General features: G+C 68.7%; 14 protein-coding genes and 1 riboswitch. Of the genes, 6 read left to right on the top strand and 8 right to left on the bottom strand.

Going from position 1 to position 17362, the window contains the following annotated elements:
• The first annotated feature begins 35 nt into the window (after nucleotides 1-35).
• Genes mtgA through CYU89_RS01530 form a run of 3 tightly spaced genes read left to right on the top strand, consistent with a single transcriptional unit; the run spans nucleotide 36 to nucleotide 2237 of the window.
• Complete coding sequence (mtgA, locus tag CYU89_RS01540; RefSeq protein ID WP_296278452.1) at nucleotides 36-815, top strand: monofunctional biosynthetic peptidoglycan transglycosylase; 780 nt, start codon at nucleotides 36-38, stop codon at nucleotides 813-815.
• On the top strand, nucleotides 812-1849 hold the full coding sequence (locus CYU89_RS01535; protein ID WP_296278451.1) for a glycosyltransferase family 2 protein: 1038 nt from the start codon (nucleotides 812-814) through the stop codon (nucleotides 1847-1849). The genes mtgA and CYU89_RS01535 overlap by 4 nt, the downstream gene beginning before the upstream one ends.
• On the top strand, nucleotides 1809-2237 hold the full coding sequence (locus tag CYU89_RS01530; protein WP_296278450.1) for a CBS domain-containing protein: 429 nt from the start codon (nucleotides 1809-1811) through the stop codon (nucleotides 2235-2237). The genes CYU89_RS01535 and CYU89_RS01530 overlap by 41 nt, the downstream gene beginning before the upstream one ends.
• A gap of 6 nt (nucleotides 2238-2243) precedes the next feature.
• On the opposite strand, the gene CYU89_RS01525 is transcribed toward CYU89_RS01530, so the two are convergent.
• The 6 genes from CYU89_RS01525 to CYU89_RS01500 all read right to left on the bottom strand — a co-directional run bounded on the left by CYU89_RS01525 (nucleotide 2244) and on the right by CYU89_RS01500 (nucleotide 9170).
• Nucleotides 2244-4193 carry an AsmA family protein gene (locus CYU89_RS01525; protein WP_296278449.1) on the bottom strand — a complete coding sequence of 650 codons (1950 nt, stop codon included), beginning with the start codon at nucleotides 4191-4193 and terminating at the stop codon, nucleotides 2244-2246.
• An 87-nt stretch (nucleotides 4194-4280) separates the two neighbouring features.
• Entirely contained in the window at nucleotides 4281-4973 is a 693-nt protein-coding gene (locus CYU89_RS01520; RefSeq protein WP_296278448.1) for a hemolysin III family protein, read from the bottom strand.
• A 103-nt stretch (nucleotides 4974-5076) separates the two neighbouring features.
• On the bottom strand, nucleotides 5077-5274 hold the full coding sequence (locus CYU89_RS01515) for a hypothetical protein (RefSeq protein WP_296278447.1): 198 nt from the start codon (nucleotides 5272-5274) through the stop codon (nucleotides 5077-5079).
• A 188-nt stretch (nucleotides 5275-5462) separates the two neighbouring features.
• Entirely contained in the window at nucleotides 5463-7079 is a 1617-nt protein-coding gene (locus CYU89_RS01510) for a peptide chain release factor 3 (RefSeq protein WP_296278446.1), read from the bottom strand.
• Nucleotides 7080-7152: 73 nt separating this feature from the next.
• Nucleotides 7153-8073: a M23 family metallopeptidase gene (locus CYU89_RS01505; RefSeq protein ID WP_296278445.1), complete on the bottom strand. Its 921-nt coding sequence runs from the start codon at nucleotides 8071-8073 to the stop codon at nucleotides 7153-7155.
• 2 nt (nucleotides 8074-8075) lie between these two features.
• Nucleotides 8076-9170 (bottom strand): phytase, encoded by a 1095-nt coding sequence (locus CYU89_RS01500; protein ID WP_296278444.1) that lies wholly within the window; start codon nucleotides 9168-9170, stop codon nucleotides 8076-8078.
• Nucleotides 9171-9284: 114 nt separating this feature from the next.
• Nucleotides 9285-9401, top strand: a riboswitch (SAM riboswitch).
• A 132-nt stretch (nucleotides 9402-9533) separates the two neighbouring features.
• Here CYU89_RS01500 and CYU89_RS01495 point away from each other — a divergent pair.
• The 3 genes from CYU89_RS01495 to CYU89_RS01485 are packed head-to-tail and all read left to right on the top strand — an operon-like array spanning nucleotide 9534 to nucleotide 12828.
• On the top strand, nucleotides 9534-10535 hold the full coding sequence (locus tag CYU89_RS01495) for a homoserine O-succinyltransferase (RefSeq protein WP_296278568.1): 1002 nt from the start codon (nucleotides 9534-9536) through the stop codon (nucleotides 10533-10535).
• Complete coding sequence (locus CYU89_RS01490; RefSeq protein WP_296278443.1) at nucleotides 10532-11755, top strand: O-succinylhomoserine (thiol)-lyase; 1224 nt, start codon at nucleotides 10532-10534, stop codon at nucleotides 11753-11755. Before CYU89_RS01495 ends, CYU89_RS01490 begins: the two co-directional genes overlap by 4 nt.
• Nucleotides 11752-12828 (top strand): homoserine dehydrogenase, encoded by a 1077-nt coding sequence (locus CYU89_RS01485; protein WP_296278442.1) that lies wholly within the window; start codon nucleotides 11752-11754, stop codon nucleotides 12826-12828. Before CYU89_RS01490 ends, CYU89_RS01485 begins: the two co-directional genes overlap by 4 nt.
• 6 nt (nucleotides 12829-12834) lie before the next feature.
• Here CYU89_RS01485 and CYU89_RS01480 read toward each other — a convergent pair whose 3' ends face one another.
• The gene (locus tag CYU89_RS01480; RefSeq protein ID WP_296278567.1) at nucleotides 12835-13803 is read right to left on the bottom strand and encodes an alpha/beta hydrolase; all 969 of its coding nucleotides are present in this window, start codon (nucleotides 13801-13803) and stop codon (nucleotides 12835-12837) included.
• Nucleotides 13804-13893: 90 nt separating this feature from the next.
• The gene (locus tag CYU89_RS01475) at nucleotides 13894-16971 is read right to left on the bottom strand and encodes a ligand-binding sensor domain-containing diguanylate cyclase (RefSeq protein WP_296278441.1); all 3078 of its coding nucleotides are present in this window, start codon (nucleotides 16969-16971) and stop codon (nucleotides 13894-13896) included.
• Nucleotides 16972-17362: the final 391 nt, after the last annotated feature.

Here is a 17362-nt window from a genome sequence, read left to right as displayed (position 1 = left end):
GGACTGTTGAGACCCCATTCTCGCATTTGGATGCCATGCGCTCAAAATCGGACGGTTCCATTCCCCGCGTAGCCCGTCGCCGCTGGCTCCGCTGGCTGCTCGCCCTGCCTTTCCTGTTCGCTGCTGCCAGCGTGCTGCAGGTCGTCGTGCTGCGTTTCGTCGACCCGCCGTTCACCGCCTTCATGGCGGCGCGCCTGGTCGAGGCCTGGGGCAAGGGAGACGTCGGTTTCCGGCTGGCCTACGACTGGCGCGATCTGGACGAGATGGCGCCAAGCCTGCCGTTGTCGATGGTCGCGGCGGAGGACCAGAACTTCGCCACGCACCGCGGCTTCGACTTGGCGGCGATCGAGAAGGCGCGCGTGCACAACCGCAAGATGGTCGAGCGCGCGGAGAAGCGCGGCAGGCCGGTGACGCGCCTGCGCGGCGCAAGCACGATCAGCCAGCAGGTCGCGAAGAACCTCTTCCTCTGGCAGGGCAGCAACCGCGTGAGCCGATGGACGCGCAAGGGGCTGGAGGCCTGGTACACGCTGCTGATCGAAACCCTGTGGTCGAAGCGCCGCATCCTGGAGGTCTATGCCAACGTCGCCGAGTTCGGCGACGGCGTCTATGGCGGGCAGGCGGCGGCACGACGTTACTGGGGCAAGGACGCCGCGCGCCTGACGTCCAACGAAAGCGCGCGTCTGGCCGCCGTGCTGCCGTCCCCCCGCCGCTACAGCGCCCCTCGTCCCGGGCCGTACGTGCAGCGGCGCGCGACACGCATCGAACGCCAGGTGCGGCAGATCGGCGGCACCACCTATCTCGAGGCGCTGCCATGATCGGCGCGGCGCCTCAGGTCACCGTCGTGGTGGCGGCGTACAACGAAGCGCAAGCGCTGCCGCTGCTGCACCCGCGCATCCTGGCGTCGCTGGACGCGCTGGAGGGCGTGCAGGGTCGCGTGCTCTACGTCGATGACGGCAGCCGCGACGACACATGGGCGGTGATGCGCGCGCTGGCGGCGGACGATCCGCGGGTGTCGCTGTTGCGGCTGTCGCGCAACTTCGGCAAGGAAGCGGCGCTGACCGCCGGCCTGGACCGCGTGGACACCGGTGCGGCCGTAATCCTCGATGCGGACGGGCAGGACCCGCCGGAGTTGATCCTGGACTTCGTGCGCGCCTGGCAGGCCGGCTACGACAACGTGCACGGCACGCGCGTCGAGCGGGAGGGCGAAAGCTGGCTGAAGCGCGCCACCGCGCATGCGTTCTATCGCGTGATCGGTCGCCTGTCGAAGACGCCCATCCCGGCCGACACCGGCGACTTCCGCCTGCTGTCGCCGCGTGCCCTGGCGGCGCTGCGCGAACTGCGCGAGCGCCACCGTTTCATGAAGGGGTTGTTCGGCTGGGTGGGCTTCAACCAGAAATCGGTGCCGTACCATCGCGATGCGCGCGTGGCGGGCAGCAGCAGTTTCGGCTTCTGGAAGCTGTGGAACTTCGCGCTGGAGGGCATCACCAGCTTCAGCACCGCGCCGTTGCGCGTGGCGACCTACATCGGCGTGCTGACCGCGCTGCTCGCCTTCGCCTTTGCGATCTACATCGTCGGGAAGGCGCTGCTGTTCGGCGATCCGGTGGCCGGCTGGCCGACGATGATGACGGTGATCCTGTTCCTCGGCGGCACGCAGCTGGTGGCACTGGGACTGATCGGCGAGTACCTGGGGCGCCTGTACGAGGAATCCAAGCAGCGACCCCTGTACCTGGTGGATGCGTGGCAACCCGCGTCGGCAGGAGTATCCTTGGCCGGGCCAGATCGACCCGCTCCCTATCCCGGAGATCGCCATGCGCACGGTTCGTCAGTTGCTGGGGGCCAAGGCCCCTGAAGTCTTCGCCGTATCCCCCGACGCCTCCGTCCTCGACGCCATCAGGCTGATGGCCGAAAAAGGCGTCGGCGCCGTGCTCGCCATGCAGGGGCCACGGTTGTGCGGCATCGTGTCGGAGCGCGATTACGCCCGCAAGGTGGTGTTGCAGGGGCGCTCGTCTTCCAACACGCCGGTGCGCGACATCATGACGGCGAAAGTCGTCACCGTTCGGCCCGACGACAGCGTCGACCATTGCATGAAGGTCGTCACCGAGCACCGGATCCGCCACCTGCCGGTGGCCGACGGGGACGCCATCGTCGGCGTCATCTCGATCGGCGATCTGGTGAAGGCGGTGATCGAAGACCAGCAGGTGGAACTGGACCAGCTGCAGCGCTACATCGCCAGCTGAGCCGCATCACTTCGCGTACTGGCCGCCGCACGCGCTGTCTTCGCCCGGCCCCACCTCGATCGTCGCCAGCAGCGCCGCAGGCGGGGCGATGCTGCCCAGCGCCACCGCGACCGCGCCGCGCAGGCCCAGGCGTTTGAAGTCGGGACGGAACGAAGGGTCCTTGAACGTGCCGCCGACGACCAGCGGCGAGCGCAACGCGAGGATGCTGCGATCCTTCGGACGCGGCCTCATTTCCAGATCCAGTGTTTCGTCCTTCAGGCTGATGCGGCCGGTGCCGACGATGATCGTGTCGCTGGTATCGAAGGCGAGCGACCGGGCGTCCATCACGCCGTCCTTGACCGCGAAGTCGCCGAAGGCACAGCGTACCGGCACGGTCTTGTCCCGGGTGACCAGGAACTTCAATGACTCCGCGATGTCCAGGCCGGCGAGTTCCATCAGCAGGTTGCTGATCTGCCCACGGCCCATGCCGAGCGCGATGTCGCCATCGGCCGTGCCCAGGATGCCGGCGACCGAGTTGCCGGTCCCGGTGATCTTGATGTCGCCGCCGATGCGGCCGATGGCGGTCTTCGTCAGTTCGGCCTGCGGAAACAGCTCACCCAGGTCCAGCCGGCGCGCGGCGATCGTCGCCTGTGTCCGGATGGTGTCGCTGCGGGCATCCATGCGGATCTGCGACCGGATATCGCCCTGCGCGACGCCGAAGTTCAACGGCTCCAGCCGCAACAGGCCGGCATCCAGCAGCAGGTGCGCGTCCATGTCGTCGATGGGAAGGCCCGGCGCGTTGATGCGGTGCGCCTTCCAGCGGACGTCGGCATCCATCGCGCGCAGCTTGGCGAGGTTGTAGGGCGTGTCCGGCAGCACGCGTGCATCCGCCGCCAACGCCGCCGCTTCCGCACGCTGCTCTGCGTTGCTGGCTTCGCGGGCGTCGGTCTGCGGAGGCGCGCCGACGAACCCGGCCAGGTCGTCGAAATCCAGGCGCTTGGACACCAGGTTCGCCTTGAACAGCGGGCGTTCGCGCCCCACGGTGACGCTGGCCGTACCGGCAAGGTCGCTGTCGCCGACCACGCCGGTGAAATCGTCGTAGCGCCATGTGTTGCCGTCGCGCGTGAATCGCCCGTCCAGGCGATAGGGGGGCGTGGAAGGGGTCGCGATGCCGATCAGGGGGAACAGATCCTCCATGTCCTGCCCCGCAAGCATCAAGCGCAGGTCGAAGTCGCGCAAGCGGAACGGATCGAGCAGCGTGCCGCGTGCATGCGCGCGTGTCGCCCCGGCCCTGGCGCGCAGGTCGATACGGTAGGGCTTGTCGGTGTCGCGCAGCGCGAGCGGTGAGGCCACCTGGCCCTGCAGCGTGAGCGCATTGCCTGCCCAGCGGCCCTTGCCCTTCAGGTCGACTGCCGCCGGTGCATCCGGTGTCGCCTGCCGGATGCTGGAAAGCTGGATGTCCAGATCGGTCTTGCGCACGGGGTCGAGAAACAGCAAGCGACCGTCATCGATCCACAGCTCGCGAAAGCGCGTCCGGTTTTCGCCAGAGCGGTCACCGAAGACCCAGTTGCCCACGCCTTCGGGCCCTGTCTCCAGGCGCAGCCGGGGATGGGTCAGGCGCACGCGCGGGATCCGTGTCTCGCGCCTGAAGAGAAACGGGAAGACTTCCACGCTCACCTCGGCGCGATCCGCTGCCGCCATGGTCGGCACACGGGACCACGAGGCATTGCCGAACGTCAGCCCCTCCGCGCGCGCCGTGGTCACACGCCCGAGATCCACGTCGAGATTGCCGGCGATGTGGAAGCTGCGGCCGGTCTGCCATTCGACGATGCGTTCGATGGGGCGACGCAGCCAGTTCCATTCGAACAGCACGGCGATGACCACGATGATCGCCGCCAGCACGCCGATCACGATCGCGCCGGTACGCGACAGGGGGCGCAAGGCGAAACGACGACGAGGAGTGGAAGTCGCGGTCATGGGCCCATGGTTGGCAACCGCGTGTTCACGGGTTGCGAAACGCAGGCTAGGCGGTTCATGTGCGGGACACGAACGTCGACGCGCGTTTCACGCCAGCCGCGGCATCAGCACCTGCTGGGTGACGGCGACGAAGTGACACACACTGCCGGCGATCACGAACAGGTGCCAGATCGCATGCGAATAGCGGATCGATTCGCGATGGTAGAAGAAGGTGCCCAGCGTATAGAACAGGCCGCCGGCCAGCAGCCAGCCGAGCGTCCACGGATCCACCGAGGTCAGCAACGGCTTGATCGCCACCACCACCAGCCAGCCCATCGCGATGTAGAGGATCGTCGACAGCAGCTTGAAGCGGCCGGTATAGAACAGCTTGAAGATCACGCCGGCGATGGCGATCGTCCAGATCGCGGTGAACAGTCCCCAGCCCCACGGCCCGCGCAGGCCGATCAGCGTGAAGGGCGTGTAGGTGCCCGCGATCAGCAGGTAGATCGCGCAGTGATCGAAAACCTTCAGGCGGCCCTTGGCGACCGGATGCTGGATGGCGTGATAGAGCGTGGACGCGGTATAGAGCAGGAGCAGCGTGATGCCGAAGACGATCGACGCGCCTAGCTGCCAGCCGTCCCCGTAGATGGCGGCGAGCGTGATCAGCACCGCGCCTCCCGCCAGTGCCGCCACGGCGCCGAGGCCGTGCGTCAGCGCGCTTGCGATCTCGTCGCGCAGATCGACCAGATGGTCGGCGCGTTTCCGTGCACGAAGGGTTTCGAAAGAGGTCGGCTCGTTCATGTCGCAACGTTACCGCAATGCAGCATGAGGTGCATGCCTCCGCGGCCGTCCAGTCAGCCTGCGGCGGGCTGCCGAAGGGTCCGGCAGCCCGCCTCGAGGCGGATCAGATCACTGCCGCGCCGCTCAGTGCCGCCATGTCGGGGCGGAAGACCAGGCACAGCGCGAATCCGGCCAGGAACAGGATCAGCGGAATCTTGTTCTCGGCGAAGTTCTTGATGCCGTAGTAGATCGTGTAGATACCGCAGATGAAGCAGAAGACGGCAGCCAGCGCGCCGTCCTTCTTCGCAGCATTCACCGTCATCCAGATCGCCCCTGCCAACAGCAGGACTATCCCGAGAAAATACATCGACATCTCCCCATGACGCCGCCGGATGGCGGCCAGGGAAAGCCTAATGGATCAACGCGCCGGTCGGCATCCCGGGGCGGCCCGTGTCCGCCGAACGTAACCTGCAAGACACGGACTCACCGTCGTGCCGGGGCGAGAGGGGTTCATCCCGGATCAACGCTGTGCGCATGCTCCCGCGTGGCGAGGAACTGCACGTCGGGCGCGCGTTCCTGGGCGAGCTGCAGGTTCACCCGCGTCGGGGCCAGGTAGACCAGCTCGCCGGCCGCGTCCAGCGCCAGGTTCATGGCGTTCTTGTCGCGGAATTCCTCGAGCTTCTTCGCGTTGTCGCAGCGGATCCAGCGCGCCGTGGCCACGCTGACGTTCTCGAACGAGGCGTCGACGCCGTACTCGTCCTTAAGCCGGTAGGCCACCACGTCGAACTGCAGCACGCCCACCGCACCCAGGATCAGGTCGTTGCTCATCAGGGGACGGAAGAACTGCGTCGCGCCTTCCTCGCTCAGCTGCGCCAGGCCCTTCTGCAGCTGCTTGAGCTTGAGCGGATCCCGCAGGCGCGCGCGGCGGAACAGCTCCGGCGCGAAGTTCGGGATGCCGGTGAACGACAGCGCCTCGCCCTCGGTGAAGGTGTCGCCGATGGAGATCGTGCCGTGGTTGTGGATGCCGATCACGTCGCCGGGATAGGCCTCGGCGGCGATCTCGCGGTCGCTGGCCATGAAGGTCAGCGCGTTGGCCAGCTTCATCTCCTTGCCGCTGCGCACGTGGAAGGTCTTCATGCCGGCCTCGAAGCGGCCCGAGCACACGCGCATGAACGCCACGCGGTCGCGGTGCTGCGGGTCCATGTTGGCCTGGATCTTGAAGACGAAGCCGGTCAGCTTGTTCTCCGCAGGCTGCACTTCGCGGCCGGTGGTTTCGCGTGGCTGGGGCGATGGCGCGTGCTCGACGAAGAAATCGAGCAGCGGCTGCACGCCGAAGTTGTTGACGCCGGAGCCGAAGAATACCGGCGTCTGCTTGCCGTCGAGGTAGGCCTGCTTGTCGAAGGGATGGCTGGCGCCCTGCACCAGTTCCAGTTCGTCGCGCAGTTGCGCCAGCATTTCGGCGCCGATCTTGTCGGCAAGGCCGGGCGCGTCGAGCGACGGGAAAATCGTCGAGTCCTGGCGGGTGAAGTTGCGGCCCGGTTCGTACAGGTGCACTTCGCCGGTGAGCAGGTGAACCACGCCCTTCAGGCGCTGGCCCATGCCGATCGGCCAGGTGACCGGTGCGCACTGGATGCCCAGCACGCTTTCGACCTCGTCCAGCAGCTCGACCGGGTCCTTGCCTTCGCGGTCCAGCTTGTTGATGAAGGTCATGATGGGCGTGTCGCGCAGGCGGCAGACTTCCATCAGCTTGATGGTCCGCTCTTCCACGCCCTTGGCCACGTCGATGACCATCAGCGCGCTGTCGACCGCGGTCAGCACCCGGTAGGTGTCCTCGCCGAAGTCGGCGTGGCCCGGGGTATCGAGCAGGTTGACGATCTTGCCTTCGTACGGGAACTGCATGACCGACGAGGTGACCGAGATGCCGCGCTCCTTTTCCAGCGCCATCCAGTCGGAGGTCGCATGGCGCGCCGCCTTGCGGCCCTTCACCGAGCCGGCCATCTGGATCGCGCCGCCGAACAGCAGCAGCTTCTCCGTCAGCGTGGTCTTGCCCGCGTCGGGGTGGGAAATGATGGCGAAGGTGCGGCGGCGCGCGGCTTCATCGGCCACGGCGCTGGTCGGATTGGACATGGGGCGGGCGCCCGGACGGGCGCTGAAGGAGCGGGAAGGCGGCGATTATACCGGCCGCGGCGGGTCAGCCGTCTCAGCGGCCCGAGGGGAACTGCAGCTGGCCAAGCGGGCCGAACATACGGAATGGCACCGACTCCAGCCGCATGCCGCGGTTGGCCTGCACCACGAAGTGCAGGTGGGGGGCGGTGGAGAAGCCGGTGTTGCCGGACAGCCCGATGTACTGCCCCTTGCGCACGTACTGGCCCACGCGCACCTGCGCGCCTTCGGCCTTCAGGTGCGCGTACAGCGCCATGGTGCCGTCGGGATGCAGGATGCGGATGAAGTTGGCGCGGCCACCGTACTTCTCGCGGTTCAGGCCGGCCTTGTCGAAGTCCGACTCGACCTGCATCACCAGGCCCTCGCGCGCGGCGACGATCCGGGTGCCCTCCGGCACCGCGAAATCCACCGCGTGCAGGTTCTGCGCATCGCTGTGGCTGAAGCGACCGCCGGGGCCCTGGTCCACGCGCACGCGGCCGTAGTCGAACGGCAGGCGGTACTCGTAATCCTGCGGTTGGCTGGCGGGGTCACCCGGCATGCCGTCGAGGGTCAGTTCGAAATCGCCGCCGCGCAGCGGATCGGTCACGCTGATGTCGGCCACCAGCACGCTGCTGCGCGCAGGCACCACCGCACGGGCGGGCAGGGCGGGGGCGCTGCGCACGTCGCGCTGCCGACGGAACCCCAACTGCACCTGCACCGGCCCGTGCATCAGGTTGTCGGCCCACGCCTGGTAGCGCGTGCCCTGCTTCTCCAGCCGCAGCCGCACCAGCGCACTGGGCGGATTGCGGAACCGCATGACGTCCAGGCCGCTGCCGGCCAACTGCTCCGGCGGAGGCGGCTGGTCGCCGTACTGCGTATAGCCCTGCTTGTCCTTCCATCGATACAGGCGGGCAGCCGCGAGGTCGCCCACGCTGCCGACCAGCATGACGATGCCGCAGGCCAGGGCCAGCCCGCGCATGCTCACCGCGGGCAATCGCCCTGCAGGTCGAGCGCGCGGGCGATGTCGCGCAGGTCGAAGGCGGCCAGCGAGACGTCGTTGTGGAGCGCGAACAGCGCGCCGGCCGGGAACCGCTTGGTCGGCATGGCGTAGACGGTCTCGCCGTCGGTGTTGGACGCCACCTTGCCTGAGAACACACCGGACGGCGCCAGCGTGGCGCGGTCGAAGACGCGGAAGCGCGTCGGGGTCAGCTGGTCCACGGCGATCCAGTAACCGGCCTCGGTGGTGCACGACCACAGCGCGATGCCTTCGGCATCGGCGTCGAATGTTGGCAGGCTGTGGCCACGGTAGGCGCCGGTCGCCAGCCGATAGTCCCGCAGGGTGGATCCGACGCGGCGGTCTTCCTCGGCGATCAGCAAGCGGTCGTGCGCCGGATCTCCGGCGATGGATTCGACCATGCGCAGCGCGCCGGCCGCGCCGGTATCGCCGAATTGCCCGAGCAGTCGGGTTTCCAGCTTCCCGCCCTCCTCGACGCGCACCTGGAACCGCTTCACGCGACCATCCAGGTCGGCCATCGGTGGCAGGGTCATCGTGCGGAAATCGGCCATGAAGCTGTCGGTGACGAACAGCTCCAGCTCGCCCGGCGCGGTCTCGTGCACCCACAGGCCGTAGGGCGAGCGCAGCACATCGGCCCCGAACGCGCCCAGTGGCGCGAACTCCGGCAGGCGGAAGGCCTGCACGCGGTGGTTGTCGCGTTCGGCCACGAACAACAGGTCGCCGAACACGGCGATGCCGTTCGGCCGGTTGAACTGGCCCACCGCGTCGCCCGGGGTGCCGACCGTACGCAGTCGCTGACCGGTGTCGGCATCGTAGATGGCCAGGTGGTGGGTCGCCTTGGCGGTGGCGATCAGCCACACCGGGCCGTCTTCGGTCGGCCACGCCACCAGCGAATCCAGTTCGTCGCCGGCGACCGGCGCGGACACCCACGCTTCCGGAAGGATGGCGTCGGCGGCGGTCTTGGGCGGCGGCGCAGGCGGGGTCGAGGTGTGCAGGGGGGCAGTGGAACAGCCGGCCAGCAAGGCCGCGAACAGGCCGCCCAGAAGGGGTTTCAAGGTCATGTCAGGGATTATGCGGCATTGCCGCACCCGCCGGCAGCGGGATCGCGGTCAAGAATCCATCGCTTCATCCGAATAAAGCGATTGACATCGGTCGGAGCCGGGGGCAAAGTAGCTCCACCATCGAGACCGGCAGAGGGACAGGCCCGAAGAAGCCGGGGCAGCCAGCGACGCGCAAGCGCCGTGGTGGTGCCAAATCCTGCGGGGACCTCAGCGTCTGCCGGAAGATGGTTCGTACCGTGCCCTCGCACGGCGAACGCGAGCTCCGCGAAGCTCGGTGGTGCAGTCCCGTCCCGCGAGGGATGCCCACCGGAAGCCGCCATGAGTTACGCCAGTCCCGCGCTGAACCGCTTGCCCGAACCCTCGCTGATCGAGGCGTTTCCGCTGTCTTCCCCGCAGGACGCAGGTCCGCGCGCGCTGCGGGGTGAAGTGGTGGTCGAGCTGGCCATGCGCCATGCCGGCACGCGGGCGGTGACCTTGCGCTACGAACTCCAGGGCGCGACGGGCGCCCCGGTCGTGTTCGTCGCCGGCGGCATCTCCGCGCATCGCCACCTCGCCGCCAGCGACGTGTTCGCCGAAAGCGGATGGTTGAACGAACTGGTCGGCGCGGACCGCGCGCTGGATCCTTCGCAACGCCAGTTGCTCGCGTTCGACTTCGTCGGCGCCGACGGGCGCCTCGACGCGCCCATCGATACCGCCGACCAGGCCGATGCCATCGCCAAGCTGCTGTCGGCGCTGGGCATCGCGCGCCTGCAGGCCTTCGTCGGCTATTCCTACGGGGCACTGGTGGGCCTGCAGTTCGCCGTGCGCCATCCGGAACGGCTGGAGAAGCTCATCGCCGTCAGCGGCGCGCACCGCGCCCATCCCTATGCCGCTGCCTGGCGCGCGCTGCAGCGTCGCGCGGTGACGCTGGGCCAGCTGCAGTGCGCCGATGCGCAGGGCCTGTCGCTGGCACGCCAGTTCGCGATGCTGAGCTACCGCACACCGGAGGAATTCGGCGAGCGTTTCGACGCGGCGCCCGAGATCGTCAATGGCCGCGTGCGCGTGGCTGCCGAGGACTATCTGGACGCCGCCGGCGCGCAGTACGTCGCGCGCACGCCGGTGACCGCTTATGTGCGCCTGTCCGAATCCATCGACCTGCACCGCGTCGACCCCGCCGACGTGCGCGTGCCCACCCTGGTGGTCGCCGTGGAAGGCGACCGCCTGGTGCCGCTGTCCGACTCCGTCTCGCTGGTCGAAGGCCTCGGCACGCTGGGCCAGCTCCGCGTGCTGCGCTCGCCCTACGGCCACGACGCCTTCCTGAAAGAAACCGACCGCATCGATTCCATCCTGACCTCGGCCCTGCGCGCCGCCGGAGATTCCGCATGAGCAGCTACGTCCCCACCGATGGCGACGCGCCCTGTCGTCCCGCCACCGCCGCCGTGCGCGCCGGCATCGACCGCGACACCGCCTATGGCGCGGTGACGCCGCCGATCGTGTTGTCGTCCAACTTCAGCTTCGCCGGCTTCGCGCAGAAGCGCGAATACGACTACACCCGCAGCGGTAATCCCACGCGCGACCTGCTGGCCGAAGCGCTGGCCGACCTGGAAGGCGGCGCCGGCGCCGTCGTCACCGCGACCGGCATGGGCGCCATCACGCTGGTGTTGAATGCGCTGCTGGAGCCGGGCGACCGCCTGGTCGTGCCGCACGACGCGTACGGCGGCAGCTGGCGCCTGTTCAACGCGCTGGCGAAGAAGGGGCATTTCGAACTCATCACTGCCGACCTGACCGATCCACGTTCGCTGGCCGATGCGCTGGCGCAGTCGCCGAAGCTGGTGCTGATCGAAACGCCGTCCAACCCGCTGCTGCGGATCACCGACCTGCGCTTCGTCATCGAGGCCGCACACAAGGTGGGAGCGCGCACGGTGGTGGACAACACCTTCCTGTCGCCGGCGCTGCAGACGCCGATCGCGTTCGGTGCCGATCTCGTGCTGCACTCCACCACCAAGTACATCAACGGCCACAGCGACGTGGTCGGTGGCGCGGTGATCGCGCGCGATGCGGAGACCCATCAGCAGTTGGTGTGGTGGGCGAATGCGCTGGGCCTGACCGGCTCGCCGTTCGACAGCTTCCTGACGCTGCGCGGCTTGCGCACGCTGGACGCCCGCCTGCGCGCGCACCAGGAGAACGCCAACGCCATCGCCGCGTTGCTGGAGACGCACCCTGCGGTGTCGAAGGTCTACTTCCCGGGCCTGGCCACGCATCCCGGACATGCGGTAGCGGCGCGCCAGCAGAAGGGCTTCGGCGCGATGCTGAGCCTGGAGCTAGAAGGTGGCGAAGAAGCCGTGCGCGCCTTCGTCGAGGGCCTGCGCTACTTCACCCTGGCCGAATCACTGGGCGGCGTAGAAAGCCTGGTGGCGCATCCGGCCACCATGACGCACGCCGCGATGACGCCGGAAGCGCGCGCCAAGGCCGGCGTCTCCGACGGCCTGCTGCGCCTGTCGGTCGGCATCGAAGCGACCGACGACCTGCTGGCGGACATCACCGCCGCACTCGCGCGTGCCGAAGCCGTCGCCACCGAATCCAAGCGCAAGCTCGCCGACGCATGAGTACGGTCGTCCGGCTTGCGACGGCACCGCGTACCGCGCCGAAGCTGGCGCTGCTCGGCACCGGCGTCGTCGGCAGCGCCTTCGTCGCGCGTTACCAGCGCCTGCAGGAACGCGCACTGCCGGTGCCGGCCTTGGCCTGGCTGGCCAATTCCCGCGCCCTGCATGCGTGCGGGACGTCGGCACAGCGCGCCCTGCAGGAGGCGAACCAAGCGGCATCCCGCGAGGACGCCATTCCGCCGTGGGCCGAGGGCGAAGCACTGCGGCCGGGCGACATCGTGGTCGATGCCACGGCCAGCGATTCGGTGGCCGACTGGCACGCCGAATGGCTGTCGCGCGGCGTGCACGTGGTGACCGCCAACAAGCTCGGCCTCGGGGGCGCATGGCTGCGCGCCGACGCGATCGCCCGCGCACGCGCGGGTTCCGGTGCGCGGTACGGCGACGCCGCCACGGTCGGTGCGGGGTTGCCACTGCTGCGCAGCCTGCGCGCGCTGGTGGACGGAGGCGACCGCATCCATCGCGTCGAAGGCGTGCTGTCGGGCTCGCTGGCGTGGCTGTTCAACCAGTACGACGGCATGCGCCCTTTTTCCGGGTTCGTGCGCCAGGCGCGCCAGGCCGGCTACACCGAACCCGATCCGCGACTCGACCTGTCCGGCGAAGACGTCCGCCGCAAGCTGCTGATCCTCGCGCGGGCGGCAGGACTTCCGCTGCAGTCCGATGACGTGCGCGTGGATTCGCTGGTACCCAAGGAACTCGCCGCCCTGCCGCTGCCCGCGCTCGATGCCGCGCTCAGCCAGCTGGATGCGCCGCTGGCAGCGCGCTTCAAGGAGGCCTACCGCCATGGCGCGCGACTGCGCTTCCTCGGCCGTTTCGACCATGCGCGCGCCAGCGTGGGTCTGCAAGCGCTGCCGCTGGATCATCCGCTGTGTGGCGGCGGCGGCACCGACAACCGCGTCGCGATCTACAGCGATCGCTATCCCGAACAGCCGCTCGTCATCCAGGGACCGGGGGCCGGTGCCGATGTCACCGCGGCGGCCTTGCTGGACGACGTGCTGGCGATCGCCTCCATGCGCTAACCGCAGTTACTGCAATGCGGACAGCAGCGCTGCGTTGAAGCGCGCCGGCGCTTCCACTTGCGGCGAATGCCCCAGGTCGGCGAATTCCACCAGCGTCGCACCGGGAATCGCGTCCGCGGCGCGCTTGCCCAGCGTCGGATAATCGCCCAGCCGCTGGGCGACGTCCGGCGGGGCCAGATCCTTGCCGATCGCGGTGCGATCCTTCTGGCCGATGAACAGCGTGGTCGCTGCGGCGATGCACGGGAACTCGTACACCACCGGCTGGTTGAACACCATGTCCGAGGTCAGCGCCTGGCTCCACGCCACGGCCTTTCCACCGTCGCCGGCGTACATGCCGCCGAGCATCTGCACCCACCGCTCGTAGGCGGGCTTCCAGTCGCCGCCGTAGTACACGGTGCGCTGGTAGTCGCGGATGCTGTCGAAGGTCGTCTTCTGCTCGCGCGCGTACCAGGCATCCAAGCTGCGCCAGGGCACGCCTTCGGCCTTCCAGTCCTCGAGGCCGATCGGATTGACCAGCAGCAGGCGTTCGGTGGCCTGTGGATATTGCAGGGCGAAGCGTGCCGCCAGCATGCCGCCCATCGAATGGCCGACGATCGTCGCGCGTTCGATGCCGAGTTGCTCGAGCAGGGCGTGGGTGTTGCCGGCGAGCTGGGCGAAGGAATACTGGTAGCGCGGCGGCTTGCTCGACTTGCAGAAGCCGATCTGGTCCGGCGCGATCACCCGATAACCCGCACCGGTCAGTGCTGTGATCGTCGCGTCCCACGTAGCCGCACAGAAGTTCTTGCCATGCAGCAGCACGACGGTGCGACCGTTCGGTCTGGCGGGGGCGACATCCAGGTAGGCCATCTCCAGCGGTTGGTCCTGCGAGGCGAACGCGAAGGTCCGCACCGGATGCGGGTAGTCGAAGCCTTCGAGCCGCGCGCCGTAGCGTGGCGTCGATGTCGTCTGCGCGAAGGACACGTTGGCGAAGGACATCGCCGCGAGGGCGAACATCGGGAGTACCATCTTCATGGAGAGCATCCGCAACCTGGCGCGACAGCGTAGCGCGGACGCGTTGCGATGCCGTCAATCGCCGCGCGTCGGCGACGCCGGATGATGCGGGCCCCGCAGGACCAAGTGTCCGCGCCGGACGAGTTCGCCGGGATCGCGACGCACGTGGTCGGCATCGGGCAGCGGCGAGACCGAAGCCGCGGCTTCGTACAGCGCCCACCCGTTGCGGCCCTGCGCCTTCACCTCGTACAGCGCACGGTCCGCCAGCGAGACGAGTTGCTCCCACCCCAGCAGGTCGGGGGCATCCGGGAAAGGCGGATACCCGATCACGCCGAGCGATGCCGTCACCTGGAGGCGCGCGCCCGCCACGTCGACGGGCTCTGCGGCGATCGCCAGGCAGATGCGGCGCCCCAGCGCATGCAGTTCGTGGCGTGGCATGGGGCGGAAGACCATGAGGAATTCCTCGCCGCCCCAGCGGATGACGTAGTCGCCGTCGCGCGACAGCGTGCGCAGCCGGTGCGCGACGGTCTGCAGTACGTGGTCGCCCGCCTGGTGGCCGTGGCCATCGTTGATCGACTTGAAATGGTCGATGTCGAGCAGCGCGAACGCCAGCACGTCCACGCCCGCCGCGAAGCCGGGCATGCGCTGGTAATAGGCGATGTCGGCCGGCAACTGGCGGGTCAGGTAGCGACGGTTGTGCAGGCCGGTCAGCGGATCGGTCAGGCTGATCGCTTCCAGCTGGCGGTTCGCCTGCTGCAGGTCGCGCGTGCGCTGCTGCACGAGGCGTTCCAGCGCGACACGCCGGTTGTGGTGGCGCCGCAGCACCCAGCGGTTGGACAGCAGCACGAGGATCGCGAGTGCGAGCGCGAGCAGCAGGTAGAACCACGGGCTTTCGTAGAAGTACGGGGCGATGGAGAACGCCTGGGTGGCGGCGGCTCGCCCCGACACGCCACTGTTGTTGGTGCCGAGCACTTCGAAGACGTAGCGCCCCGCCGGCAGGTTGGTGTAGGTGGCGCTGCGCTGGTGCGGATCGTCGAGCAGCTTCCACGCGTCATCGTAGCCCTTCAGGCGGTACCGGATGTCGATATGGTCCGAGGCCTGGAAACTGAGGGTGGTGAACTCGAAGCGCAGGTCGCGCGCGCCACTCGGCAGCGACCATTCGGTGGCGCGTTCCGCCGGCCGCCACTCGCCCTGGACCTGTATGCGCTCGATCACCGATTCGGGTACGTAGTCGTTCGCGAGCGACTGGTCGGTCGCCATCACCACCACGCCGTCGCGCGTCGGCAACCACAGTGCGTTGTCGACCATGAAACCGCGGCTGTTGCCGGCGCCGTTGCAGCAGTCGCCCTTCTGTCCACCATGGCGATCGCCGCGCTCGTTGAGCAATGTCCGCGCCGTCACGCGGAAGGCCGGGTCGTCGGCGGCGGACAGCAGGTCCGCCACCGGCACGCGGTAGATGCCGCGCAGGCCCGCCGCCCAGAGGAATCCGCGGGCGTCTTCGGCGAAGAAGAACGGCGCGTTCGCCGGGATGCCGCGCTTCTTGTCGAGGCGCGTCCAGCGCTGGCCGTCGAACAGCAGCAGCAGTTCTTCCGACAGCGCCCCCACCAGCCACTGGCCGCCGGCGAGTTCGTGCAGCGAAACGACGTGCGGCGCGTCCAGGCCGGTGCCGGTGAACGGCACGGCGATCAGGCGCTCGTCAACGAATTCGTAAAGGCCGCTCTGCGTGCCGACCAGCAGGCGTTCGTCGCGCGTCTCCATCAGCACGCGCACGCGCACGTCGCGCAGGCCTGCGGATTCGCCGTAGTGCTTCAGGCGTCCATCCTGTTCGCGGTACAGGCCCGTGCTGGTGGCGAACCACAGGCGACCGCGGCGGTCGCGCACGATGCCGTTGACCTGGGCGGCATCCATGGCGGCCAGCATTGCCGGGCGTTGCACGCGGCCATCGCGATACAGCGCCGCGCCGTCGCGGGTACCGATCCACGTCTGCCCGTTCTCGGGCAACAGGCTGTAAGCGGCGGGATGCGGAAGCGCCCGGCCGGGCACCACCGTGCGGAAGCGCCCGGCGTCCAGCACGCTCACGCCGTCGTCGCTACCGACCCACACGCGGCCATCGGGGGCCTGCGCAGCCGACCACAGCAACGGCTGGTGCAGGCCCTCGGCGCGGCTGTATCTGCGCGTCCAGCCATTCCACGCGCGGCTGGCGCCTTCGTTGTTGCTGCCGAGCCACAGGTTGGACTCGCGGTCCTCGTAGAACGCCCGGATTTCCGCCAACGGACCGTCGGCCGCGATCCGTTCCAGCAGCCGTCCTGCCTGCAGGCGGTAGAGCGTGTCGCGGGTGCTCGCCCACAGGATGCCGTCGCGGTCCCCGTAGAGCGCCTGTACGCCTCCGCTGGCCGGTGCCACGTCGCGCTGCGGCTGCCAGTGCTGGCCCACGAGCGCGAACAGGCCGGCATCGCAGCCGGCCCACAGTCGGCCATCGTGGCGCGCCAGCGACGTGACGGTGGCCAGCGCCGCACGCGCAGGCAAGGCCAGGATCCGCTCGCCCGCGCCGTCGAATACGTGCACCCGGCCGCGGCCGCCGACCCAGAGCGCGTCGTCGTCATCCACGTGCACGGCCAACGCGCCGCCATCATCGAGCGGATGGAGCATCCGCAGGCGATCGGCCGCCACCGTCATGACGCCGCGGTTCGTGGCGACGATTAGGCGGCCGCGGCCATCGCGCGCCAGTGCGCGTACGTCGACCACGCCCGGCGCCTCGCCGGGAGCCAGCGCGATCGTGCGGATGCGGTTGCCTTCGCGCACCGCCAGACCCTGCGGCGTGCCGATCCACAGCCGGCCCTCGCGGTCGGTTTGCAGCGCCTGGATCCAGGTGCTGGGCAGTTCGGGGGTGTTATCCAGGTCGAAATTGGTGAAGCGCACGCCATCGAAACGGCTCAGGCCCGCCTGCGTGCCGAACCAGAGGTAGCCGGGCTTGTCCTGGGCGATGGCCAGCACGCTGAGCTGGGGCAGGCCCTGTTCCAGGCTCCAATGGTTGCGGACGTAGTGATGGAACGACTTGGACGGGTCCAGCGCATGCGCCGTCGGACAAAGCGCGGCCATCCCGCCCAGCAGGGGCAGGCACCAGGCCGCCAGTCGGCGCCGCCACGAGGGCATGCCGCGGCGGGTCTTGTCGACGGGGTCGGACAGGACGCGTCTCCGGTAAGTGGGTTTACCAAGAACGGTATCGGCGCGGGGCGGCCGCGCTAAAGGGCCGGGAATCCCCGCCCAACTAGGGTCGCCTCGTGGTCGTGAAAACGCGGTGGGTGCCGCTGCGTGGCCAGCCTGGCCGAGATCCAGTACCCCGGTCGCGCTGTGTCCTACCCGGACTGCATGGGAGCCGGATCCGTTCGTGGTGAGCCTGTCGAACCAACCTCTTTGTGAGGAGTTGGCAGGGACGTCGTAGCCCGGGTAAGGCCGAAGGCCCCACCCGGTGAGCCACGTGAACTGCAATTCGGAAGGCCATGCCCCGCACGTTCGCGGGTCTATCGGACCCCGGATGCGCTCC

The sequence above is a fragment of the Pseudoxanthomonas sp. genome (assembly GCF_002863005.1).
Taxonomy (GTDB): Bacteria; Pseudomonadota; Gammaproteobacteria; order Xanthomonadales; family Xanthomonadaceae; genus Pseudoxanthomonas_A.
The sequence above is the reverse complement of the archived record's forward strand: the minus strand, read 5'-3'. Positions and strand labels throughout refer to the sequence as shown.